The organism is Pantoea sp. R102, from assembly GCF_004916815.1.
Lineage (GTDB): Bacteria > Pseudomonadota > Gammaproteobacteria > Enterobacterales > Enterobacteriaceae > Pantoea > Pantoea dispersa.
The window spans coordinates 1-23723 of the sequence record NZ_SDFT01000091.1; the positions used below are offsets into that span (position 1 = coordinate 1).

Genomic DNA, 23723 nt, shown 5'->3' on the forward strand with positions numbered 1-23723 from the left:
TCCAGCGCTGCAGCGCTGCCAGCGCGTCAATCATCTGATCGAGTGATTGCGGATCGATCCATTCCACATGGATGCCCAGACGCTGTAGCTGCTCCACCTGGCGTAGCGGATTGCCGCCGCGCCAGGCCAGCACCACATCCGGCCTGAGCTGCACAATGCGTTCAACGCGAATGCCCTGCCAGTTCGCCACCTGCTCCAGCTGGCGAGCAGCGGCGGGATAGTCTGACCAGGCGCTCACCGCCACTGGCGTGATGCCGGCGGCAAACGCCAGTTCGGTGAGATGCGGCGACAGGGTAATGACGCGCGGTGCGGCCAGCAGACTGTGGCACAGCAGCCACAGCCCGAGCAGCAGATATTTAGCCACGCGCCAGCTGAGCCAGCAGGTTTTCCACCATCAGTGACGACTGTTTAGCCGCCACGCTGAGGAACTCTTCGAAACTCAGATGCGACGCTTTATCGGCCACGTCAGAAATAGCGCGTACCACCACGAACGGCACCTTAAACTGATGGCAAACGTGACCAATCGCCGTGGCTTCCATCTCTACCGCAATCGCCTGCGGGAAGGTGCTGCGGATACGCTCCAGCGGCGCGGCGCCATTGATAAAGGCGTCACCGCTGACCACCAGACCGCGCACCGCGTTGAGATCCAGCTGTTTGATCACCTGCTCTGCGACGGCAATCAGCGCGCTGTCCGCGACAAACGCCGCCGGGCAGCCCGCCATCTGACCAGGCTCATAGCCAAAAGCGGTGACATCGGCATCGTGATAACGCACTTCATCGGACACCACGATATCGCCCACCTGTAGGGTTGGCGCCAGACCGCCTGCGGAACCGGTGTTGATCACCAGATCCGGTTTGCACAGCTCCAGCAGCAGCGTGGTACCCAGCGCCGCCGCGGTTTTGCCGATGCCCGATTTCAGCAGAGCCACCTCAACGCCGTTGAGCGTACCGGTGTAAATTTCGCAGCCGGCCAGCGTCAGCGTCTGACGGTTTTCAATTTTGTCACGCAGCAGTGTGACTTCCTGCTCCATCGCGCCAATAATGCCTGCTTTCATAAAGAATCTCGCTGTAGTTATGGATGTATAAGGCTAAAGTGAGGCATAGTCTAACATGGCTCAAAGGGGATCAATTCAGGAAAAAATAAGGGGTAACAATGGCGACGATCAATTTCAGGAAGAAGATCAGTTTCACCCGCCCTTATACAAGCCGCAAAGATCCCGAAGGCGAATACTTTATTACCCGCCACTTTGAAAGCGATCGTGGACGCATTATTAATTCTGCCGCGATTCGCCGTCTGCAACAAAAAACCCAGGTGTTTCCGCTGGAGCGGAATGCGGCCGTGCGCTCGCGCCTGACCCATTCGCTTGAGGTGCAGCAAACCGGGCGTTACATCACCAAAGAGATTCTGCATACGCTGAAAACCCAGGGCGGCGGGCTGGCGGCTTACGGCCTCGATGGCTTTGAGGGCGCGGTCGAGAGCCTGGTGGAGATGGCCTGCCTGCTGCACGACGTCGGCAACCCGCCGTTTGGCCATTTTGGTGAAGCGGCGATCAATGACTGGTTTGATGACAATCTGCCGGCCGAACTGGTGGATCCGCTGGTGGCGGGCGTGGCGGATGACGCGCAGCGTGCCGATTTCGACCGGTTAAATGCAATGATTCGTCAGGATTTGTGCCATTTCGAAGGGAATGCGCAGGCCATTCGGCTGGTGCATACCCTGCTGCAGCTAAATCTTAGCTATGCGCAGGTAGCGTGTATTTTAAAATACACCGCGCCGGCGTGGTGGCAGGGTGATAAGCCGGCGGAGTTCAGCGTGTTAATGAAAAAGCCGGGTTTCTATTTATCCGAACGTGAATATGTGGCCGATCTCCGCGCGGCAACGGATATACCTGAGCACCACCGTTATCCACTGACCTGGATAATGGAAGCGGCTGACGATATCTCCTATTGTATTGCCGACCTTGATGACGCCGTAGAAAAAGATATCTTCACCGTCGATACGCTCTATCATTCTTTGCTCAACGCCTGGGGCCCGGTGAAACCCGGCGACGCGTTCAGCCGCACCATTAATGAAGCGTGGAAAGAGGCCAATCAGAAAAAGCGCCGCAGTATTAGCGATCAATTTTTCATGTCGCTGCGGGTTAACGTCCAGAGCGTGCTGGTCAGCCATGCGGTGCGCCGCTTTGTTGATAATTTACCTGCCATTTTTGCCGGCAACTTTAACCATGCGCTACTGGAAGACGACGGTGATGAAGGGCGCCTGTTAAAATTATTTAAAACCGTGGCGCGCCAGCAGGTGTTTAATCACCCTGAAGTTGAGCAGCTGGAATTACAGGGTTATCGGGTCATTAAAGGATTACTGGAAATTTATCAGTCGCTGATGCAGCTCGATTATGAACAGTTTTCCACGCTGATGAATGAGGATTTTCTCGCGAAACATCCGATCGAAACCCGACTGTTTCATAAACTTTCCGGTAAACATCGTAAAGCTTATCAGCAACAGATGCGTAACCTGGTGGTGCAGCATAAATATCAGCGATTGTTATGGGAACGTTATTATCGCTCGCGGCTGATTCAGGACTATATCAGCGGGATGACGGACAATTACGCCTGGGATGAGTATCGTCGGTTGATGGCGGTGGAATAAGCGCAGTTTTGTAAAGACGAAGAATAAATTTTTACCTTTACCCAATACTTTATCAGGAACTTCGCGCTAAAAACTTAATCTCATCATCACGACCACAGCAATGGTCTGCACGTTAATTTCAGAGAGACACAGACGAATGAAAAAAAGCACATTAATGTTAAGTGCGCTGGCGCTTAGTCTGGGCATGGCGTTAAGCCCTGTCAGTGTTTTCGCGGCGGAGACAGCGTCTTCCTCCAGTCAGCAACTGCCCAGCCTGGCACCGATGCTGGAAAAAGTGATGCCTTCCGTGGTCAGTATCAGCGTGGAAGGCAGTACCACGGTGAAAACCCCGCGCATGCCGCAGCAGTTTCAGCAATTCTTTGGCGATAATTCCCCGTTCTGTCAGGACGGATCGCCGTTCCAGGGTTCACCCATGTGCCAGGGAGGCGGCGGTGACGGTAGCGACGATGGCGCCAACGCGCAGAAGCAGCAGTTCCGCGCGCTCGGTTCTGGGGTAATCATCAACGCCGACAAAGGCTATGTGGTTACCAACAACCACGTGGTAGATAACGCCACCAAAATTCAGGTACAGCTGAGCGATGGCCGTCGCTACGATGCTAAGGTCATCGGCAAAGATCCGCAGTCTGACATCGCGCTGATCCAGCTGCAGGATGCGAAAAACCTGACGGCAATTAAGATCGCCGACTCCGACAATCTGCGCGTCGGTGATTACACCGTGGCCATCGGTAACCCGTACGGCCTGGGCGAAACGGTCACGTCCGGCATCGTCTCGGCGCTGGGGCGCAGCGGCCTTAACGTCGAAAATTACGAAAACTTTATCCAGACTGATGCCGCCATCAACCGCGGCAACTCCGGCGGTGCGCTGGTTAACCTGAACGGCGAGCTGATCGGTATTAACACCGCGATCCTCGCACCGGACGGTGGCAACATCGGTATCGGCTTTGCCATCCCGAGTTCCATGGTGAAAAACCTGACCGCGCAGATGGTGGAGTATGGCCAGGTGAAACGCGGCGAGCTGGGCATTATGGGCACCGAGCTCAACTCCGAGCTGGCTAAAGCGATGAAAGTGGATGCGCAGCGCGGCGCGTTTGTCAGCCAGGTGCTGCCAAACTCCGCGGCGGCGAAAGCCGGCGTGAAAGCGGGCGATGTGGTGGTCTCTATGAACGGTAAAGCGCTGACCAGCTTTGCGGCGCTGCGTGCGGAAGTCGGCTCGCTGCCGGTCGGCACCAAACTGCAGCTGGGCCTGCTGCGCGACGGCAAACCGCTCAACGTGACGGTTGAGCTGCAGCAGAGCTCACAGGATAAAGTGCAGTCCGCGACGATTTACACCGGCATTGAGGGCGCCGATCTCAGTAACGTTGACAGCAACGGCCAGAAGGGCGTGCGCGTGGACAGCGTGAAAGCCGGCAGCGCTGCGGCACGTATCGGCCTGAAGAAAGGCGATGTGATCCTCGGTGTGAACCAGCAGGCGGTAAGCAACCTTGGCGAGCTGCGTAAAATCCTCGACACCAAACCGTCGGTGCTGGCGCTCAACGTCAAGCGCGGCGACAGCAGCCTCTATCTGCTGATGCAGTAATCCTTTTATTGGTCTCTCAGGCGAGCTTCGGCTCGCCTTTTTTATTGCCTGTATGCTGCTGCGCCCTCAGTCATCTGTGCCTTCCCAGTGTGACCGCTGCCGCAATTCCGGTAATCACCCTGCGGCTATGTGCAGTTGCACAATGCCAGGGGCAATCGGGATGCGTATTCTGTCGGTTCGTCCCGAATTCTGGAGTGTTTGATGGCCACCTATCATCTTGATGCGCGACTGGCTCAGGATATCGTTGCCCGCACCATGAAAATTATCGACAGTAATGTCAATGTGATGGATGCGCGCGGCCGCATTATTGGCAGTGGCGATCGCGAGCGTATTGGCGAATTGCACGAGGGCGCGCTGCTGGTGCTGTCACAGGGCAGGGTGGTTGATATTGACGAAGCGGTGGCTAAACACCTGCACGGTGTGCGGCCGGGCATCAATTTGCCGCTGCGCATTGATGGCGACATCGTCGGCGTAATTGGCCTCACCGGCCAGCCCAGCACACTACGCCACTACGGCGAGCTGGTGTGCATGACGGCAGAGATGATGCTGGAACAGGCGCGCCTGCTGCATATGCTGGCGCAGGACAGCCGCCTGCGTGAGGAGCTGGTGCTGAACCTGATCCGCAGCGATACGCTGTCGCCAGCGCTGAACGAATGGGCGCAGCGACTGGGCATCGATCTCAATCAGCCGCGCGTGGTGGCGGTGGTGGAAGTGGACAGCGGACAGCTGGGAGTCGACAGCGCGATGTCGGAGCTGCAGCAATTACAGACGCTGCTGACCACGCCCGATCGCGATAACCTGATCGCCATTGTTTCGCTCACCGAAATGGTGGTGCTGAAGCCAGCTCTGAATGCTCATGGCCGTTACGATCAGGACGATCACCGCCGCCGCGTCGATCAACTGCTGCAGCGCATGAAAGAGAGCGGTCAGGTGCGGATGCGTATCGCGCTCGGCAATTTCTTTACCGGGCCCGGCAGCATTGCGCGCTCTTACCGCACTGCCCGCACCACCATGATGGTGGGCAAACAGCGCATGCCGCAGCAGCGGAGCTTCTTCTATCAGGATCTGGTGCTGCCAGTGCTGCTGGATAGCCTGCGCGGCGGCTGGCAGGCCAGCGAGCTGGCACGTCCGCTGGCAAAGCTGAAAAGTATGGACAATAACGGTTTGCTGCGGCGCACGCTGGTTGCGTGGTTCAGTCATAACGTGCAGCCGAGCGCCACGGCGCGTGCGCTGTTTATTCATCGTAATACGCTGGAGTACCGCCTGAACCGCATCTCGGAACTGACCGGCCTCAACCTGGCGAACTTTGACGATCGGCTGCTGCTGTATGTGGCGCTGCAGCTTGATGAGCAGGCATAAAAAAGGCCAGCAATGGCTGGCCTGAGAAGTGGCGGGAATTAGCGACCGTTGCGGGTCAGCTGATCGAGATCGGATTCGATTTCCGCGATTTTGTTCGACACCACGTTCTCCAGATGGCGCAGATCGGCGAGGATTTTGCGCTTCAGATCCACCTCTACCTGATCGCGCTGGCAGATCTGATCCAGTTCGTCGATCACGTAACGCAGGTTAGGGCTGATTTCCTGAATCTCTTTATAACCCTGGGTGGTGTGATCGGCCACCACGGTTTTGCGCTGACGCGGGTATTTAAACTTCACGCTTTTGGCGAAGAACTCGCCCTTGTCTTTGCGGAAGTAGATTTTCAGGATGTCGTTGTTGGCTTCCTGACGCAGGCTGTAGCGGTCAATGTCTTCAGGATTGCTGATACCTAAGCTTTTCAGGTTGTCGTACATAGCGTTTATATTCCATCTGAGAGTGAGTGAGCGCGCAGGATTATCATCATCATTCGGCTGCGTAATAAGCGCAACGAACCGAACGCTTACGGCATATTTAATCAACTGTAGACACAAAAACCGGGATGAACAGTGCGCGACCGGAGTTAACTGGCGCGGATTATGACCTGTTTGAAAAACAAACGCACCAGTTAATTCGCGGCGCGAAACAGGTAATAGCGGCAGGAGTGTAAAGAAAAAATGACGGGCCTGAATACAGGCCCGTGGGTTTGAAAATAAGCGGGAAGAAAAAACTTAATCGATGGTACGCAGCAGTTCGTTGATGCCGGTTTTTGCCAGCGTTTTCGCGTCAACTTTCTTCACGATCACCGCACAGTACAGGCTGTAGCTGCCATCTTTAGACGGCAGGTTACCGGAAACCACCACCGAACCTGCCGGTACGCGGCCGTAGTGCACTTCACCGGTTTCGCGGTCATAAATTTTGGTGCTCTGGCCGATGTAAACGCCCATGGAGATCACTGAACCTTCTTCGACGATCACGCCTTCAACGATCTCGGAACGGGCACCGATAAAGCAGTTATCTTCGATGATGGTTGGATTGGCCTGCAGCGGTTCCAGTACGCCGCCGATGCCGACGCCGCCGGACAGGTGCACGTTTTTACCAATCTGCGCACAGGAGCCGACGGTGGCCCAGGTGTCTACCATGGTGCCTTCATCGACATACGCACCGATGTTGACATAGGACGGCATCAGCACGGTATTGCGCGCGATGAATGCACCCTGACGCACTGCGGCCGGTGGCACGACGCGGAAGCCGGCGCTTTTAAAGCGCGCTTCATCCCAGCCGGCAAATTTCATCGGCACTTTGTCGTAGAAGCGGGTCTCTGCTCCGTCGATCACCTGGTTGTCGTTGATACGGAACGACAGCAGTACCGCTTTCTTCAGCCACTGATGCGTTACCCATTCGCCGTTGATCTTTTCTGACACGCGCAGTTCACCGCTGTCCAGCAGGCCAATCACCTGGTTGATTGCTTCACGGGTGGCGCTGTCCACGCTGGTCGGCGTAATGTCGGCGCGGCGTTCAAAGGCAGATTCGATAACGCTCTGTAACTGTTGCATATTTAATTCCTGAGTCTGTCATTGCGGATGCACGCCAGCTGGCGTGCAGAGTAAAATTATCGGGCAAACATCCTTCATGCTGCAGAACGGTGGCGCGCCTATCGGAGCGAGATCCACGGATGGGCCGGGTCACCAGGCCAATGCATCGGCAACGTGAAGAATGGAAGCCGGGTCACATTTTATCGTTTGGATTAAGTACCTCTGTCAACCGTTGTTGCAGCACGGAGCGCATTTCGGCATCCAGCGCACGTCGTTCGCTGTTGGCAAGGATGAACAAATCCTCCACCCGTTCGCCGATGGTACTGATGCGGGCGCCGTGCAGCGAAACACCGAGGTCAGCAAACACTTCGCCGACGCGCGCCAGCAAACCTGGCTGGTCCAGCGCCACCAGCTCCAGATAGCTGCGGCGGTCGGTATGGGTGGGCAAAAAGTTGACTTCGGTATCGACGCTGAAGTGTTTCAGACGTGACGACGGCCGGCGCGTACGCGGTGGCACCCACTGCGTTTGGGTGATCGCCTGCTCCAGCGCCTGGATAATCAGCGGATGGCGATCTGCTGCCAGCGGACTGCCGTCCGGCTCCAGCACAATAAAGGTGTCCATGGCCATGCCGTCGCGGCTGGTAAAGATCTGCGCATCGTGCACGCTCAGATTGCGGCGATCGAGCTCTCCGGCGACGGCGGCAAACAGGTAAGGGCGATCCGGGCTCCAGATAAAGATCTCGGTGCCACCGCGCGTGGCCTGCGGACTGACCAGCACCAGCGGTTTGCTGAGGTCGTGATTGATCAGATGACGCGCATGCCACGCCAGCTGGTTGGGCGTGTGGCGCAGGAAATAGTCGGCGCGACAGCGGCTCCAGATATGGTGCAGGCGCTCTTCATTGAGATTTTCCATGCGCAGCAGCGCCAGCGCCTGCAGCCGGTGATGACGCACGCGCTCACGCAGATCCGGACTGTTCTCCATGCCGCGGCGCAGCTGTTTTTCGGTGGCGAAGAACAACTCGCGCAGCAGGCTCTGTTTCCAGCTGTTCCACAGGCTTTCATTGGTGGCGCAGATGTCGGCAACCGTCAGGCAGGCCAGATAGCGCAGCCGGTTTTCATTTTGCATCACTTCAGCAAACTGCTGAATCACCGTGGGGTCCTGAATGTCGCGACGCTGAGCCGTCACCGACATCAGCAGGTGATGACGCACCAGCCAGGCCACCAGCTGCATTTCGCGCGAATTGAGGCCGTGCAGCTCAGCAAAGTCCAGCGCGTCCTGCGCGCCGAGAATCGAGTGGTCGCCACCGCGCCCTTTGGCGATATCGTGCAGCAGCGCGGCCATCAGCAACAGCTCCGGCTGCGGCAGACGCGGCCACAGCTCGACGCACAGCGGGTGCATCGGGCGCGTGGCTTCGTCGGCAAAACTTTCCAGCTTCTGCAACACGCGGATGGTGTGCTCATCCACGGTGTAGGCGTGGAACAGGTCGAACTGCATCTGGCCGACAATGTTGCCCCACAGCGGCGTATAGGCCCACAGTACGCTGTGGCGATGCATCGGCAGCAGCGCGCGCTTTACCGCGCCAGGATGGCGCAGAATTGCCATAAAGGTGCGGCGCGCTTCGGGGATCTGACACAGCGGCTGTTGCAGATGACGGCGGGCGTAGCGCAGCTGGCGCAGCGTGGTGGAATAGATGCCGGTAATGGTTTCGTTACGCACCATCACGTAAAACATGCGCAGAATCGCCTGCGGCTCGCGCTCAAACAGCGTGGGATCGCGCAGGTCGATCAGATTACCGCGCAGCTGAAAATCCTCATCGATGCTGCGCGGCTTCTCGGTGGTCGACAGTGCCAGAATGGCTTCGTCAAACAGCTGCAGCAGCATCTGGTTCAGCTCGCCGATACGGCGCGTGACTCGATAGAAATCTTTCATCATGCGCTCAACCGGCTCATTGCCTTCGCCGCCATAGTTGAGGCGCTGTGCCACGTTGAGCTGGCGATCGAACAGTAAGCGGTTATCGTAGCGCGGCAGCGTCAGGTGCAGCGCGAAACGGATGCGCCAGAGAAATTCCTGGCACTCATTGATCTCATTGCGTTCGGCTTCAGTGAGAAAGCCAAAGCCGACCATCTCATCCATGGTGGTGGCGCCAAAGTGGCGGCGCGCGACCCACTGCAGAGTATGAATGTCGCGCAGCCCGCCCGGGCTGCTTTTGATATCCGGTTCGAGGTTGTAGCTGGTGCCGTGATAACGCTGATGGCGTTCCAGCTGCTCCTCAATTTTGGCGGCGAAGAAGCGTGACGACGGCCAGAAACCGTCGCTGAAGATATTCTTTTGCAGTTCGAGAAACAGCGCCACGTCGCCGGTCAGCATGCGCGACTCAATCAGGTTGGTGGCGACGGTGAGATCCGACAAGCCCTCCAGCAGACACTCTTCCAGCGTGCGTACGCTGTGGCCGACCTCCAGCTTAAGATCCCACATCAGCGTCAGCAGTTCTGAGGTGCGCTGTGCGGCAGCTTCGTCCAGTGGCTGACGACTCAGGATCAGCACGTCGATGTCCGATAGCGGATGCAGCTCGCCGCGGCCATAGCCGCCCACCGCCACCAGCGCGATCTCTTTCATCTGGTCAAAGCCAAACAGCCGCCACAGCCGGCGCAGCAGGCGATCGATAAACAGCGTGCGCGCATCAATCAATGATTCGATATCGCTACCGGCGTCAAAAGCGCTGCCCAGATGCTGCTGAAACTGTTCAAGATACTGTTTGAGTTTGTCGCGCGTCAGCGCGTCGTCTGGCCAGCTGGCGGGGGAATCGGTCAGGCCTTTGTGTACTGCTTCGGTCACGCTACCACTCATCAACATGCCTCTTCTGCGCCATAAAAAGCGGGCTTAACGCCGTGATGCCGTTCAGTTAGCCACCGTCCGTGACATCACCGCAGTAGCGGCGCGGGTTAACGCGCAACTGATGGCGCCGCTACGGGAGGTGCAGGGATGGGTGAACCTAAACTGACAGGCGTTCGTTTTGAGCCGGCCTGTTATCCTGATCACGAGCGTTACGCGTTGTTTTCCAGCACCGCTGGAATAGTGTCGTCTGCGCGCAGCGTCAGGATTTCACAGCCGTTTTCCGTCACCACAATAGTATGCTCATACTGTGCGGACAAGCTGCGATCTTTGGTTTTCACCGTCCAGCCATCTTTCATGGTGCGGATGCGATAATCACCGGCGTTTACCATCGGTTCGACGGTAAACGTCATGCCAGCCTGCAGCACCACGCCGCTGTCGTCGGCATCGTAATGCAGCACCTGCGGCTCTTCATGGAAGCCTTTACCGATGCCGTGTCCGCAATACTCGCGAACCACGGAAAAATCCTGTGCTTCCACGTATTTCTGAATCGCCCGGCCCAGTTCACGCAGGCGAATGCCCGGCTTCACCAGACGCAGCGCAATGTACAGGCTCTCCTGCGTAACCCGGCACAGGCGCTCGCCCTGAATCGTCGGTTTGCCGACGATGAACATCTTTGACGTATCGCCATGGTACTCATCTTTGATCACCGTGACGTCGACGTTAACGATATCCCCGTCTTTCAGCACGCGATCGTCGCTGGGAATACCGTGACATACCACTTCGTTGACCGAAATACACACCGATTTCGGGAAACCGTGGTAGCCGAGACAGGCTGAAATGGCCTGCTGCTTTTCGGTGATGTGCTGGTGGCACAGACGGTCAAGCTCGCCGGTGGTGACGCCCGGCACGACGTGTGGAGCGATCATCTCCAGCACTTCGGCAGCCAGACGGCCCGCCACGCGCATTTTTTCGATTTCTTCTGGGGTTTTGATTGAAATGGCCATTAAATAATCCGCAATCGCCGCAATTTTCGACAATAATGAGTTCTGTGGCAGTCATGTTAGCAGTCAGCAAATGGGCTGCCAAATCGGGATTACAGCCTGCCGTTCATGCTAACAACTGTTGGCGTATTCCTGCGCATTGTGGTATAAAGCGCGCCGACGATTCTCTGTCACCTCGTATGAGAGGGCAGGAAACGCATAAATCTCATTATGTGTACTAAAACACACATGTATCGACACGTACGCCGGGGTGCCTCGTAAGAGGTCGGTTGTATGGGATACATGGAGGCCCAACCCCAAACAAACTTTTAGAGGTAATCATGGCAACTGTTTCCATGCGCGACATGCTCAAGGCTGGTGTTCACTTCGGTCACCAGACCCGTTACTGGAACCCAAAAATGAAGCCATTCATTTTCGGTGCGCGTAACAAAGTTCACATCATCAACCTTGAGAAAACCGTACCAATGTTCAACGAAGCCCTGGCTGAGCTGAACAAGATCTCTTCCCGTAAAGGTAAGATCCTGTTTGTTGGTACCAAGCGCGCTGCTGCCGAAGCGGTAAAAGAGTCTGCACTGAGCTGCGACCAGTTCTTCGTTAACCACCGCTGGCTGGGTGGTATGCTGACCAACTGGAAAACCGTTCGTCAGTCAATCAAACGCCTGAAAGATCTGGAAACTCAGTCTCAGGACGGTACTTTCGACAAACTGACCAAGAAAGAAGCACTGATGCGTGCTCGTGAGCTGGCCAAGCTGGAAAACAGCCTGGGCGGTATCAAAGATATGGGCGGTCTGCCGGATGCACTGTTCGTTGTTGACGCTGACCACGAACACATCGCAATCAAAGAAGCAAACAACCTGGGTATCCCGGTATTTGCTATCGTTGATACTAACTCTGATCCAGACGGCGTTGATTTCGTTATCCCAGGTAACGACGATGCGATCCGTGCTGTAAGCCTGTACCTGACTGCCGTTGCCACTACCGTGCGCGAAGGCCGTTCACAGGACCTGGCTGAGCAGGCTGAAGAAGCTGCTGAAGCTTAATAAGGTTCGCTCTTTCTGAGAGCCCTTAGACATCAGATGTGATCTGTTAAGGGGCCGTGAAGGCCCCTTTATTTATCTCACTTAGTCACGCACCCTGTTCGGGCTGGCGGGGCAAGTAAATTTTCCGCAACAAGTTTCTGACAGTGTGAAAGCACTGCGAGACGAATCGAGGATTCTGGAATGGCTGAAATTACCGCTGCACTGGTAAAAGAACTGCGCGAGCGTACTGGCGCAGGCATGATGGACTGCAAAAAAGCGCTGACCGAAGCGAACGGCGACATTGAGCTGGCGATCGAGAACATGCGTAAGTCTGGTGCAATCAAAGCTGCTAAGAAAGCAGGCAACGTGGCTGCTGACGGCGTGATCAAAACCAAAATCGCTGACGGCTACGCCGTGATTCTGGAAGTGAACTGCCAGACTGACTTCGTGGCAAAAGATGCCGGTTTCCAGGCCTTTGCTGACAAAGTGCTGGACGCTGCTGCTGCCGGTAAAGTGACTGATGTGGAAGTTCTGAAAGCGCAGTTCGAAGAAGAGCGCGTGGCACTGGTTGCGAAAATCGGTGAGAACATCAACATCCGTCGTGTTGCTGTCCTCGAAGGTGCTGAGCTGAACGGCTATCTGCACGGCGCGCGCATCGGCGTACTGGTTTCTACCACCGGCGCTGATGAAGAGCTGAGCAAGCAGATTGCGATGCACGTTGCTGCCAGCAAGCCAGAGTTCGTGAAGCCAGAAGACGTTTCTGCTGACGTGGTTGAGAAAGAGTACCAGGTTCAGCTGGACATCGCGATGCAGTCTGGCAAGCCAAAAGAGATCGCAGAGAAGATGGTTGAAGGCCGTATGAAGAAATTCACCGGCGAAGTCTCTCTGACCGGTCAGGCTTTCGTTATCGATCCGAGCAAAACTGTTGGCCAGGCGCTGAAAGAGAAAGGCGCTGACGTGATCAACTTCATCCGCTTCGAAGTGGGCGAAGGCATTGAGAAAGTCGAATCTGACTTTGCAGCCGAAGTTGCTGCCATGTCCAAACAGTCTTAATGGTTTGCAGGAACCGCCGAGAGGCGGTTCTTTTTTGTCTGCGTTTTGGCGCAGCAATTTTCAGTCTCATCCCAATAGCTTTTCTCACGCGCTAAGCGGATGATCGATCAGATTTAACTTCTCATTCATCTTATCTTCCAGGAAGAATTGACCATGGCGACCAACGCAAAACCTGTATATCAACGTATCTTACTGAAACTGAGCGGCGAAGCACTGCAGGGTGCCGAAGGTTTTGGTATCGACGCGAGCGTGCTTGACCGTATGGCGCAAGAGGTGAAAGAGCTGGTTGAGCTGGGCATTCAGGTGGGTGTGGTAATTGGTGGCGGTAACCTGTTCCGTGGCGCGGGTCTGGCGCAGGCAGGTATGAACCGCGTGGTCGGCGACCACATGGGGATGCTGGCGACCGTGATGAACGGCCTGGCAATGCGTGACGCACTGCATCGTGCGTACGTCAACGCGCGCCTGATGTCGGCGATTCCGCTGAACGGCGTGTGTGATAACTACAGCTGGGCAGAAGCCATCAGCCTGCTGCGCAATAACCGCGTGGTGATCTTCTCTGCCGGTACCGGCAACCCGTTCTTTACCACCGACTCAGCGGCCTGCCTGCGCGGCATCGAAATCGAAGCGGACGTGGTACTGAAAGCCACCAAGGTCGACGGCGTCTACTCAGCCGACCCGGTGAAAAATCCGGATGCCACGCTGTACGAACAGCTGACCTACGGTGAAGTGCTGGAAAAAGAGCTGAAAGTGATGGATCTGGCCGCCTTTACGCTGGCGCGCGACCATCAACTGCCGATCCGCGTCTTCAATATGAACAAGCCTGGCGCGCTGCGTCGCGTGGTGATGGGTGAAAAAGAAGGCACCCTGATTACGCATTAATACCCGACGCAGGATAAAATAAGGTATATTCTGTTGGCGCGCTGCACTGCTGTCGCGCAGCATTCAGGATGATCGATGTTTATCGATACCGTTTCCGTTCCGCTGCGTCCGGAAGTGGCCAGGTCAAACCGAATCCAAGGGTTTCAACGTGATTAACGATATTAAAAAAGATGCTGAAACGCGCATGGACAAATGCGTGGAAGCATTCAAAAACACCATCAGCAAAGTGCGCACCGGTCGTGCTTCGCCTTCACTGCTCGACGGCATCGTTGTGGAATATTACGGTACGCCAACGCCGCTGCGTCAGCTGGCCAGCGTCACCGTTGAAGATTCACGCACGCTGAAAATCAACGTGTTCGATCGCTCAATGGGTCCGGCAGTCGAGAAAGCCATCATGGCTTCTGACCTCGGCCTCAACCCAAGCTCAGCCGGTAGCGACATTCGTGTTCCACTGCCTGCGCTGACCGAAGAGCGTCGTAAAGATCTGATCAAGGTTGTGCGTGGCGAAGCCGAGCAGGGCCGTGTTTCTGTGCGCAACGTGCGCCGTGACGCGAACGACAAGATCAAGGCGCTGCTGAAAGACAAAGAGATCAGCGAAGACGACGAACGTCGCTCGCAGGACGAGATCCAGAAAATGACCGACGTTCGCATCAAGCACGTTGATGCGGCGCTGGCCGAGAAAGAGAAGGAACTGATGGAATTCTGATTCCGTCATTTGCCTGACAAAACGCCGTTCAGAGACGTAGTACGACTCTGGCGGCGTTTTACATTGTGCCCGGCGTACGCGCGGGCGCGCACCACGACTTCACAGGGACAGCACCATGAAGCGATTAACTCTGCTGGGTTCGACCGGCTCAATTGGCACCAGCACGCTGGCGGTAGTGGCGGCGCATCCTGAGCTCTATCAGGTGACTGCGCTGGTGGCCGGTCAGAATGTGGCGCTGATGGCCGAACAGTGTCAGCAATTTAAACCGCGCTACGCGGCGATGTCCGACGACGCTTCCGCTGCGGCGCTGCGTGAACGACTGAAAGCACTCAACATCGATACGGAAGTGCTCTCCGGCGTTCAGGCCGCCTGCGAACTGGCCGCACTGGATGAGGTCGATCAGGTAATGGCCGCCATTGTGGGCGCTTCCGGCTTACAACCAACGCTGGCCGCCATTCGCGCCGGCAAAACCGTCCTGCTTGCCAATAAAGAATCGCTTGTCACATGCGGCCGTTTGTTTATGGAGGCGGTACGCCAGCATCAGGCGCAGCTGCTGCCGGTCGACAGCGAGCACAACGCCATTTTTCAGAGTTTGCCCGCTTCCATACAGCATCAGTTGGGGTACGCTGATCTGCGGGAGAATGGCATCGAGTCGATTCTCCTTACGGGATCGGGTGGTCCTTTTCGTGACACGCCATTAGCCGAGCTGGCCGCTATGACGCCAGATCAGGCCTGTGCGCATCCGAACTGGTCAATGGGGCGTAAAATCTCCGTTGATTCGGCCACCATGATGAATAAAGGTCTTGAATACATTGAAGCCCGCTGGCTGTTTAACGCCACCGACGCACAAATGGAGGTCATCCTGCATCCGCAGTCGGTGATTCACTCCATGGTGCGATACTGCGACGGTAGCGTGCTGGCGCAGCTGGGTTCACCCGATATGCGCACGCCAATCGCCCACAGCATGGCCTGGCCGGCACGTATTACCGCAGGCGTAACGCCGCTTGATTTCACCCGAATGAAGGCGCTGACGTTTGCTGAGCCGGACTACGAACGCTATCCCTGCCTGAAGCTGGCAATCGATGCATGCGCAACCGGACAGGCGGCCACCACCACGCTGAACGCAGCCAATGAAGTCGCGGTAGCGGCATTTCTGCAGCATCAGATTCGCTTTACCGATATCGCGGCCATCAACAGTGAAGTGCTGGCAACCCTGCAGTGTCAGGAGCCGGGCAGCGTGGATGACGTGATGGAGATTGATCGGATCGCACGCGTGCGGGCCACGGCGTTGCTGCCGCGCTTTCGTTTAGCCGGTTGATGGTGGCGCTATTTGTTCGCTCAGGGTGAAAATGGTATAGTCGCTCGCTCGCGTTTTACGGCCCGACATTGTTTCGATGTCATCCGGTGAGGTTACCGGCGTTTGCCGCAGGCGCAATGTATTCAGAAACCACAGCATTTCTGATGAAAGGAATTATTACGCGTTATGTCGTCCAACAATCACAATACAATCGATGACGGGTCGTACTGCACGCCACGTCACGTGGCCATCATTATGGATGGTAATGGTCGCTGGGCAAAAAATCAGGGCAAACTGCGTATTTCAGGCCACAAAGCCGGGGTAAAATCAGTACGCCGGGCCGTCAGCTTTGCGGTCAGCAACAAGCTGGAAGCGCTCACGCTCTATGCGTTCAGCAGTGAAAACTGGAGCCGACCGGTACAGGAAGTGACGGCCTTAATGGAATTGTTTGTCTGGGCGCTCGACAGCGAAGTCAAAAGCCTGCACAAGCACAATGTGCGTCTGCGCATTATTGGTGATATCAGCCGTTTCAATAACCGCATTCAGGAACGCATTCGCCGCGCCGAGGAACTGACTCAGCAAAATGATGGACTCACCCTCAACATTGCTGCCAACTATGGCGGCCGTTGGGATATTATCCAGGGTGTAAAAAAACTGGCTGAACAGGTTCAGGAAGGACTGCTACGTCCTGACCAGATAACTGAAGAAAGTCTGGCTCCGCATCTGTGTATGCAGGAGCTGGCGCCGGTGGATTTAGTGATAAGGACCGGGGGAGAGCATCGGATCAGCAACTTCCTGCTGTGGCAGATCGCCTATGCTGAGTTTTGGTTTACCGATGTTCTCTGGCCTGATTTTGATGAACACGTTTTTGAAGGTGCACTGAATGCATTCTCTCTGCGGGAGCGACGCTATGGCGGCGCTGCACCAGGCGGCGCCTGAGCAACCTGGGGGTAACCTTTGCTGAAGTCTCGTCTGATCACCGCGTTTATTCTGATTCCGCTGGTGATCGCTGCTCTGTTTTGGTTGCCGCTGTCCGGTTTTGCGATTACCACCATCATCATCTGCATGCTTGCCGCCTGGGAGTGGGGGCAGCTGGCGGGGATGGCAACGCGTCAGCAGCGTATCTGGCTGGCGGTGCTATGCGGCCTGCTGCTGGCGGTGATGCTGTTCACCCTGCAACCCTATCAACGTAATCTGCACCAGTTCCAGATGGAGAGCTCGCTCTGGGCCTCGCTGGGCTGGTGGATTGTCGCGCTGTTTCTCGTGCTGTTTTATCCGGCCTCCGCTGCGCTGTGGCGCGCATCGCGTCCGCTGCGCCTGCTGTTTGGCGTGCTGACCGTGGTGCCGTTCTTCTGGGGCATGATGGCGCTGCGCCAGTATCACTATGACACCGACCATTTCGCCGGCGCCTGGTGGCTGCTGTTCGTGATGTTCCTCGTCTGGGGCGCGGATTCCGGTGCTTACATGTTTGGTCGTCTGTTCGGCAAGCATAAGCTGGCGCCGAAAGTCTCGCCGGGCAAAACCTGGGAAGGCTTCTTTGGCGGACTGCTGTCATCGGCGATTATCGCCTGGCTGTTTGCGCTGCTGGCCCCGCTATCGGTGGCACCGGGCACGCTGATTATCTGCGCCGTGATTGCCACGCTGGCCTCCGTGCTGGGCGATCTCACGGAAAGTATGTTCAAACGTGAAGCCGGTATCAAAGACAGCGGTAACCTGATTCCGGGGCACGGTGGTATCCTCGATCGCATTGATAGCCTGACAGCCGCGGTGCCGGTATTTGCCTGCCTGCTGCTGCTGGTGTTCCGCACCCTCTGAGGATAAGCGACGATGTTGAGCATACTCTGGAGTTTTGTCGCCTTTATCGTGGCGCTCGGCGTGCTGATTACGGTGCACGAGTTCGGCCACTTCTGGGTGGCGCGTCGCTGCGGTGTCAAAGTAGAACGCTTCTCGATCGGTTTCGGCAAAGCCCTGTGGCGTCGCACTGACCGCCAGGGCACGGAATACGTGATCGCGCTGATTCCGCTCGGTGGCTACGTCAAAATGCTCGACGAGCGTGTTGAGAGCGTGCCCGCTGAGCTGCGTCATCAGGCCTTCAACAATAAAACCGTGCTGCAGCGTGCCTCAATCATTGCCGCCGGTCCCATCGCCAATTTCATCTTTGCCGTGTTTGCCTACTGGGTGGTGTTCATCCATGGTGTGCCGGGTGTTCGCCCGGTGGTCGGCGAAATTATGAGCGGTTCCGTCGCGGCAGAAGCGCAAATTACCTCCGGCATGGAACTTAAAGCGGTTGACGGTATCGAAACGCCTGACTGGGATGCTGTGCGCCTGGCGCTGATCGGTAAAATCGGCGACAGCAGTGCCACGCTGACCGTGTCACAGTTTGGTCAGCAGGCGACGCAGCAGAAGCAGCTCAATCTGCGTGACTGGCAATTTGAACCGGACAAACAGGACCCGGTGGTCGCTTTAGGTATTCGACCGCGCGGGCCGCAAATCGAAACCACGCTGGCAGAAGTGCAGGCGCGTTCACCGGCAAGTGCTGCCGGTTTGCAAGCCGGCGACAGGATCGTTAAAGTCGATGGTCAGCCATTAACGCAATGGCAGGTTTTTGCGGCTCAGGTTCGGGATAATCCCGGCAAAAACATGGCGCTGGAGGTTGAGCGTAACGGTGAACCGTTAACGCTGACGCTAACGCCGGAAGCGAAACCGGGCAACGCAGCGGAAGGTTTTGCCGGGGTGATCCCGCGTGTGATCCCGCTGCCGGATGAGTACAAAACGGTAAAACAGTACGGACCTTTCGCCGCGATTGGTGAAGCCGGTGTCAAAACCTGGCAACTGATGAAGCTGACGGTTTCGATGCTGGGCAAGTTGATAACCGGGGACGTCAAGCTGAATAACCTGAGCGGGCCAATTTCGATTGCGCAGGGTGCCGGATTATCAGCTGAATATGGGGTGATTTATTACCTGATGTTCCTCGCGCTGATTAGCGTCAACTTAGGGATCATCAATCTGTTCCCTCTGCCGGTTTTAGATGGTGGACATCTGCTCTTTCTGGCGATCGAAAAGATCAAAGGTGGACCGGTGTCCGAGCGAGTTCAGGACTTCAGTTATCGCATCGGCTCAATTTTGCTGGTGCTTTTAATGGGGCTTGCACTTTTCAATGATTTCTCTCGCCTGTAATCGCTGAAACGCAGACAGGCGCGGGATGTGTTAGGAAAACGCATAACAACGATGGCGATGAAAAAGTTGCTCATAGCGTCGCTGCTGTTTAGCAGCGCCACCGTTTACGGTGCAGACGATTTCGTAGTGAAGGACATTCATTTCGAAGGTCTACAGCGAGTCGCCGTCGGCGCGGCTCTGCTCAGCATGCCGGTACGCGTCGGTGATACGGTGAATGATGATGACATCAGAAACACCATTCGCTCACTGTTCGCTACCGGTAACTTTGAAGATGTCCAGGTTCTGCGTGACGGCACCACCCTGATTGTTCAGGTGAAGGAACGTCCGACCATTGCCAGCATCACCTTCTCCGGTAACAAAGCGGTGAAAGAGGATCAGCTGAAGGAGAACCTTGAGGCCTCCGGTGTGCGCGTTGGCGAAGCGCTTGACCGCACCACGCTCTCTTCCATCGAGAAGGGGCTGGAGGACTTTTACTACAGCGTCGGTAAATATACCGCCAGCGTCAAAGCCATCGCGACGCCGCTGCCGCGTAACCGTGTCGATCTGAAATTCGTCTTCCAGGAAGGCGTCTCGGCCAAGATCCAGCAGATCAACATTGTCGGCAACAAAGCGTTCAGCTCAGATGAACTGATCTCCCGCTTCCAGCTGCGCGATGAAGTGCCGTGGTGGAACGTGGTGGGCGATCGTAAATACCAGAAGCAGAAACTGGCGGGCGATCTCGAAACCCTGCGCAGCTTCTATCTGGATCGCGGTTATGCGCGTTTCAATATTGATTCCACGCAGGTGAGCCTGACGCCGGACAAGAAAGGCATCTACATCACCGTCAACATCACTGAAGGCGATCAGTACAAGATTGCCGGCGTGATCGTCAACGGCAGTATGGCGGGCCACTCGGCGGAAATTGAGCACCTGACGCAGATTCCTAACGGTGAGCTGTATAACGGCACCAAAGTCACCCAGATGGAAGATGACATCAAGAAGCTGCTGGGCCGTTACGGCTACGCCTATCCTCGCGTGGTGACGCAGCCGGAAATCAACGATGCGGATAAAACCGTTAAGCTGCACATCAACGTTGATGCCGGTAACCGTTATTACGTGCGTAAAGTGCGTTTTGAAGGTAACGACACCTCGAAAGATGCCGTACTGCGCCGCGAAATGCGTCAGATGGAAGGCGCATGGCTGGGCAGCGACCTCGTCGATCAGGGCAAAGAGCGCCTGAACCGTACCGGTTACTTCGAAACCGTGGACGTTGATACCCAGCGCGTTCCGGGCTCGCCAGACCAGGTTGACGTGGTTTACAAAGTCAAAGAGCGTAACACCGGTACCTTCAACTTTGGTGTGGGTTACGGTACGGAGAGTGGCGTCAGCTTCCAGGTCGGCGTGACCCAGGAGAACTGGCTCGGCACCGGTAATACCGTCGGCATCAGCGGTACCAAGAACGACTACCAGACCTACGCAGAATTCTCACTCACCGATCCATACTTCACGGTGGACGGTGTGAGCCTCGGCGGTCGCCTCTTCTACAACGACTTTAAAGCGGATGATGCTGATCTCTCCGACTACACCAACAAAAGTTACGGTGTGGACGGTACGCTCGGCTTCCCGGTTAACGAAAACAACACGCTGCGCGTCGGCTTAGGTTATGTGCACAACGACCTGTCCAACATGCGTCCGCAGGTGGCGATGTGGCGTTACCTTGACTCGGTGGGTCGTCATCAGGGGCTGAATGATGACGGTGATTTCTCTGCGGATGACTTCACCTTCAACTACGGCTGGACGTACAACACGCTCGATCGTGGTTTCTTCCCGACGCGCGGTAACCGTACCAACCTGAACGGTAAAGTGACCATCCCGGGCTCTGATAACTCGTTCTACAAAGCGACGCTGGACACCCAGCAGTACGTGCCGCTGAACCGTGATGGCACCTGGGTGGTGCTGGGTCGTGGCCGTGTTGGCTACGGTGACGGACTCGGTGGCAAAGAGATGCCGTTCTATGAGAACTTCTACGCCGGCGGTTCCAGCACCGTGCGTGGCTTCCAGTCCAACACCATTGGTCCGAAAGCCGCTTACCTGAACGATCGTTCGTCGAGCTGTAATCTGACCGATCCGGACGGCATCTGTAAGTCTGACGATGCGGTGGGCGGTAACGCCATGGCGATCGCCAGCCTTGAGCTGATTACGCCAACGCCGTTCCTGAGCGAGAAATATGCAAACTCAGTACGTACCTCGGTATTTATGGATGCCGGTACCGTCTGGGATACCAAGTGGCAGAACACCGCGGAAACCCGCGCGGCGGGCATTCCGGACTACAGCGACCCGAACAACATTCGCGTCTCTGCCGGTCTTGCGCTGCAGTGGATGTCGCCACTTGGACCACTGGTGTTCTCCTACGCACAGCCAGTGAAGAAAGTCGAGGGAGACAAAGCAGAACAGTTCCAGTTTAACATCGGTAAAACCTGGTAAGGTTCTGAGCACGGAAGCAGAGTCGTAGTACGGCATCGCGCCGGCGCCAGACGGGAGCCGGACGATGCCAACACTGTGTCGCTGACACAAACGTTGATGGTAAGGAGTTTATAGTGAAAAAGTTGTTGTGTGCCGCAGGTCTGGGTCTTGCTTTAGCGGTTTCCGCGGGCGTTCAGGCTGCTGACAAAATTGCAGTGGTAAACGTGTCCAGCATTTTCCAACAGTTACCGCAACGTGCGACCGTTGCTAAACAGCTGGAAAACGAATTCAAGGGCCGTGCCACTGAGCTGCAGAGCCAGGAGCGCGATCTGCAGACTAAAATGCAGAAACTGCAGCGTGATGGTTCAACCATGAAGGCCAGCGACCGCAGCCGCATGGAAAAAGACATCATGTCACAGCGCGAAGCATTCTCGACGAAAGCGCAGGCTTTCGATCAGGATAACCGCCGTCGTCAGATGGAAGAGCGTAACAAACTGCTGAGCCGTATTCAGGACGCAGTGAAGAAAGTGGCGGACAGCGAAGGGTATGACGTGGTAATCGACGCCAATGCCGTTGCCTATGCTTCTAACGCGAAAGACATTACTGCTGACGTGCTGAAACAGGTTAAATAATCGATGTCATCAATTCGACTGGCTGATTTAGCCCAGCAGTTGGATGCAGAATTGCACGGAGATGGCGATATCGCCATCTCCGGCATTGCTTCTATGCAATCCGCCACCCCTGGTCAAATCACTTTTCTTGCCAACAGCCGCTACCGCGAGCAGCTCGCACAGGTTCAGGCCTCAGCCGTGGTGCTGACGGAAGCGGATCTGGAGTGGTGTAAAACCGCCGCGCTGGTGGTGAAAAACCCTTACCTGACTTATGCCCGTATGGCACAACTGCTGGACACCACGCCGCAGCCCGCGCAAAATATCGCGCCCAGCGCCGTGATCGATCCGAGCGCGAAGCTGGGGAACAATGTCTCGGTGGGCGCTAACGCGGTCATCGAGTCCGGCGTTGAGCTGGGTGATGACGTGGTGATTGGCGCCGGCTGCTTTGTCGGCAAGCGCACGCGCATTGGCCGTGGTTCCCGTCTGTGGGCCAACGTTACGGTTTATCATGAGATTCAGATTGGTCAGGATTGTCTGATTCAGTCTGGCACCGTGATTGGTGCCGATGGTTTCGGTTATGCTAACGACCGCGGCAACTGGGTGAAAATTCCTCAGCTGGGCACCGTGGTGATTGGCGATCGGGTAGAAATTGGCGCCTGTACCACGATCGATCGCGGTGCGCTGGATAACACTCTGATCGGCAATGGTGTTATCATAGACAACCAGTGCCAGATTGCGCATAACGTCGTGATTGGTGATAACACCGCGGTTGCCGGTGGTGTGATCATGGCGGGTAGTCTGAAGATTGGGCGTTACTGTATGATTGGCGGAGCCAGCGTCATTAACGGCCATATGGAAATCTGTGACAAAGTGACGGTAACCGGCATGGGCATGGTCATGCGTCCCATCACAGAGCCTGGGGTATACTCATCGGGTATCCCGCTGCAACCCAACAAAACCTGGCGTAAAACGGCAGCGCTGGTGATGAACATCGATGACATGAGCAAACGCTTAAAAGCCATCGAACGCAAGGTCGGCAAAGACGACTGAGCACATCCCGGCTCTACCCGCTTTCATAATAAAGCAGCGTACCTTCTTTCACCTCGGGGTTAACCAGAGTGCGGCAGCAGGTATCATGGTAAGCGAAACGCCACTGAACTGATTTGCGGCCTGCGAAAGATCATTTTGATCGGTGCAGGCCGTGTTATTGTTGCCATCAGATTTTTTAGGACAGGAAGAGTATTTTGACAACTGAAACGCATACTCTGAAAATTGAAGAGATTTTAGAACTGCTGCCGCACCGCTATCCGTTTTTGCTGGTTGACCGCGTGCTGGAATTTGAAGAGCATAAATATCTGCGTGCGGTAAAGAACGTTTCTGTTAATGAACCGTTTTTCCAGGGACACTTCCCTGGTAAACCGATTTTCCCAGGCGTTCTGATCCTGGAAGCGATGGCGCAGGCGACCGGTATTCTGGCGTTTAAAAGCGTTGGAAAACTGGAACCGGGCGAGCTGTACTATTTCGCCGGTATCGACGAAGCCCGTTTCAAGCGTCCGGTAGTGCCGGGCGACCAGATGATCATGGAAGTTAC

At 56.0% G+C, this 23723-nt stretch carries 21 protein-coding genes; 15 read left to right on the top strand and 6 right to left on the bottom strand.

Annotated features, from left to right (window positions below; genetic code table 11):
- Window positions 1–364: ABC transporter substrate-binding protein (locus tag ERD80_RS10675; RefSeq protein WP_168926267.1), on the bottom strand; the 364-nt coding region annotated here is incomplete at its 3' end.
- Complete coding sequence (mtnN, locus tag ERD80_RS10680; RefSeq protein WP_136546859.1) at window positions 357–1055, bottom strand: 5'-methylthioadenosine/S-adenosylhomocysteine nucleosidase; 699 nt, start codon at window positions 1053–1055, stop codon at window positions 357–359. The genes ERD80_RS10675 and mtnN, both read right to left, overlap by 8 nt.
- Before the next feature lie 98 nt (window positions 1056–1153).
- Between mtnN and dgt the strand changes: the two genes are divergently transcribed.
- The 3 genes from dgt (at window position 1154) to ERD80_RS10695 (ending at window position 5582) form a co-directional block, all read left to right on the top strand.
- Complete coding sequence (gene dgt / locus ERD80_RS10685) at window positions 1154–2647, top strand: dGTPase (protein WP_136546861.1); 1494 nt, start codon at window positions 1154–1156, stop codon at window positions 2645–2647.
- A 136-nt stretch (window positions 2648–2783) separates the two neighbouring features.
- The gene (gene degP, locus ERD80_RS10690) at window positions 2784–4223 is read left to right on the top strand and encodes a serine endoprotease DegP (protein WP_058759526.1); all 1440 of its coding nucleotides are present in this window, start codon (window positions 2784–2786) and stop codon (window positions 4221–4223) included.
- Between the two features lie 201 nt (window positions 4224–4424).
- A complete protein-coding gene (locus ERD80_RS10695; RefSeq protein WP_021507495.1) occupies window positions 4425–5582 on the top strand; it encodes a CdaR family transcriptional regulator in 1158 nt (385 codons plus the stop codon).
- 38 nt (window positions 5583–5620) lie between these two features.
- Here ERD80_RS10695 and ERD80_RS10700 read toward each other — a convergent pair whose 3' ends face one another.
- The 4 genes from ERD80_RS10700 to map form a co-directional block, all read right to left on the bottom strand.
- Complete coding sequence (locus ERD80_RS10700) at window positions 5621–6013, bottom strand: DUF3461 family protein (protein WP_010616197.1); 393 nt, start codon at window positions 6011–6013, stop codon at window positions 5621–5623.
- A gap of 294 nt (window positions 6014–6307) precedes the next feature.
- Entirely contained in the window at window positions 6308–7132 is an 825-nt protein-coding gene (dapD, locus tag ERD80_RS10705; RefSeq protein WP_021507493.1) for a 2,3,4,5-tetrahydropyridine-2,6-dicarboxylate N-succinyltransferase, read from the bottom strand.
- Between the two features lie 172 nt (window positions 7133–7304).
- Window positions 7305–9959 carry a bifunctional uridylyltransferase/uridylyl-removing protein GlnD gene (glnD, locus tag ERD80_RS10710; RefSeq protein ID WP_021507492.1) on the bottom strand — a complete coding sequence of 885 codons (2655 nt, stop codon included), beginning with the start codon at window positions 9957–9959 and terminating at the stop codon, window positions 7305–7307.
- A gap of 197 nt (window positions 9960–10156) precedes the next feature.
- Window positions 10157–10951, bottom strand: coding sequence for a type I methionyl aminopeptidase (gene map, locus ERD80_RS10715; RefSeq protein ID WP_021507491.1), 795 nt, complete (start codon window positions 10949–10951; stop codon window positions 10157–10159).
- 317 nt (window positions 10952–11268) lie between these two features.
- On the opposite strand from map, the gene rpsB reads away from it, so the two are divergent.
- The 12 genes from rpsB to fabZ form a co-directional block, all read left to right on the top strand.
- Window positions 11269–11988 carry a 30S ribosomal protein S2 gene (gene rpsB / locus ERD80_RS10720; RefSeq protein WP_031279692.1) on the top strand — a complete coding sequence of 240 codons (720 nt, stop codon included), beginning with the start codon at window positions 11269–11271 and terminating at the stop codon, window positions 11986–11988.
- Between the two features lie 180 nt (window positions 11989–12168).
- Window positions 12169–13020 (top strand): translation elongation factor Ts, encoded by an 852-nt coding sequence (tsf, locus tag ERD80_RS10725; RefSeq protein WP_058780470.1) that lies wholly within the window; start codon window positions 12169–12171, stop codon window positions 13018–13020.
- Between the two features lie 153 nt (window positions 13021–13173).
- Window positions 13174–13899 carry a UMP kinase gene (gene pyrH, locus ERD80_RS10730; RefSeq protein ID WP_010616191.1) on the top strand — a complete coding sequence of 242 codons (726 nt, stop codon included), beginning with the start codon at window positions 13174–13176 and terminating at the stop codon, window positions 13897–13899.
- Window positions 13900–14047: 148 nt separating this feature from the next.
- On the top strand, window positions 14048–14605 hold the full coding sequence (frr, locus tag ERD80_RS10735; RefSeq protein WP_021507488.1) for a ribosome recycling factor: 558 nt from the start codon (window positions 14048–14050) through the stop codon (window positions 14603–14605).
- 115 nt (window positions 14606–14720) lie between these two features.
- Window positions 14721–15923, top strand: coding sequence for a 1-deoxy-D-xylulose-5-phosphate reductoisomerase (gene ispC / locus ERD80_RS10740; RefSeq protein WP_059010413.1), 1203 nt, complete (start codon window positions 14721–14723; stop codon window positions 15921–15923).
- A gap of 165 nt (window positions 15924–16088) precedes the next feature.
- A complete protein-coding gene (gene ispU, locus ERD80_RS10745) occupies window positions 16089–16841 on the top strand; it encodes a (2E,6E)-farnesyl-diphosphate-specific ditrans,polycis-undecaprenyl-diphosphate synthase (RefSeq protein WP_058759529.1) in 753 nt (250 codons plus the stop codon).
- Between the two features lie 18 nt (window positions 16842–16859).
- On the top strand, window positions 16860–17717 hold the full coding sequence (cdsA, locus tag ERD80_RS10750; protein ID WP_010616187.1) for a phosphatidate cytidylyltransferase: 858 nt from the start codon (window positions 16860–16862) through the stop codon (window positions 17715–17717).
- A gap of 12 nt (window positions 17718–17729) precedes the next feature.
- Window positions 17730–19079, top strand: coding sequence for a sigma E protease regulator RseP (gene rseP, locus ERD80_RS10755; RefSeq protein WP_058759530.1), 1350 nt, complete (start codon window positions 17730–17732; stop codon window positions 19077–19079).
- Between the two features lie 51 nt (window positions 19080–19130).
- Window positions 19131–21542 (top strand): outer membrane protein assembly factor BamA, encoded by a 2412-nt coding sequence (gene bamA, locus ERD80_RS10760; RefSeq protein ID WP_021507483.1) that lies wholly within the window; start codon window positions 19131–19133, stop codon window positions 21540–21542.
- A 113-nt stretch (window positions 21543–21655) separates the two neighbouring features.
- A complete protein-coding gene (gene skp, locus ERD80_RS10765; protein WP_021507482.1) occupies window positions 21656–22153 on the top strand; it encodes a molecular chaperone Skp in 498 nt (165 codons plus the stop codon).
- Between the two features lie 3 nt (window positions 22154–22156).
- Window positions 22157–23182 carry a UDP-3-O-(3-hydroxymyristoyl)glucosamine N-acyltransferase gene (gene lpxD / locus ERD80_RS10770; RefSeq protein ID WP_021507481.1) on the top strand — a complete coding sequence of 342 codons (1026 nt, stop codon included), beginning with the start codon at window positions 22157–22159 and terminating at the stop codon, window positions 23180–23182.
- A gap of 194 nt (window positions 23183–23376) precedes the next feature.
- The coding region (fabZ, locus tag ERD80_RS10775; protein ID WP_136546863.1) for a 3-hydroxyacyl-ACP dehydratase FabZ at window positions 23377–23723 on the top strand (347 nt) is incomplete at its 3' end.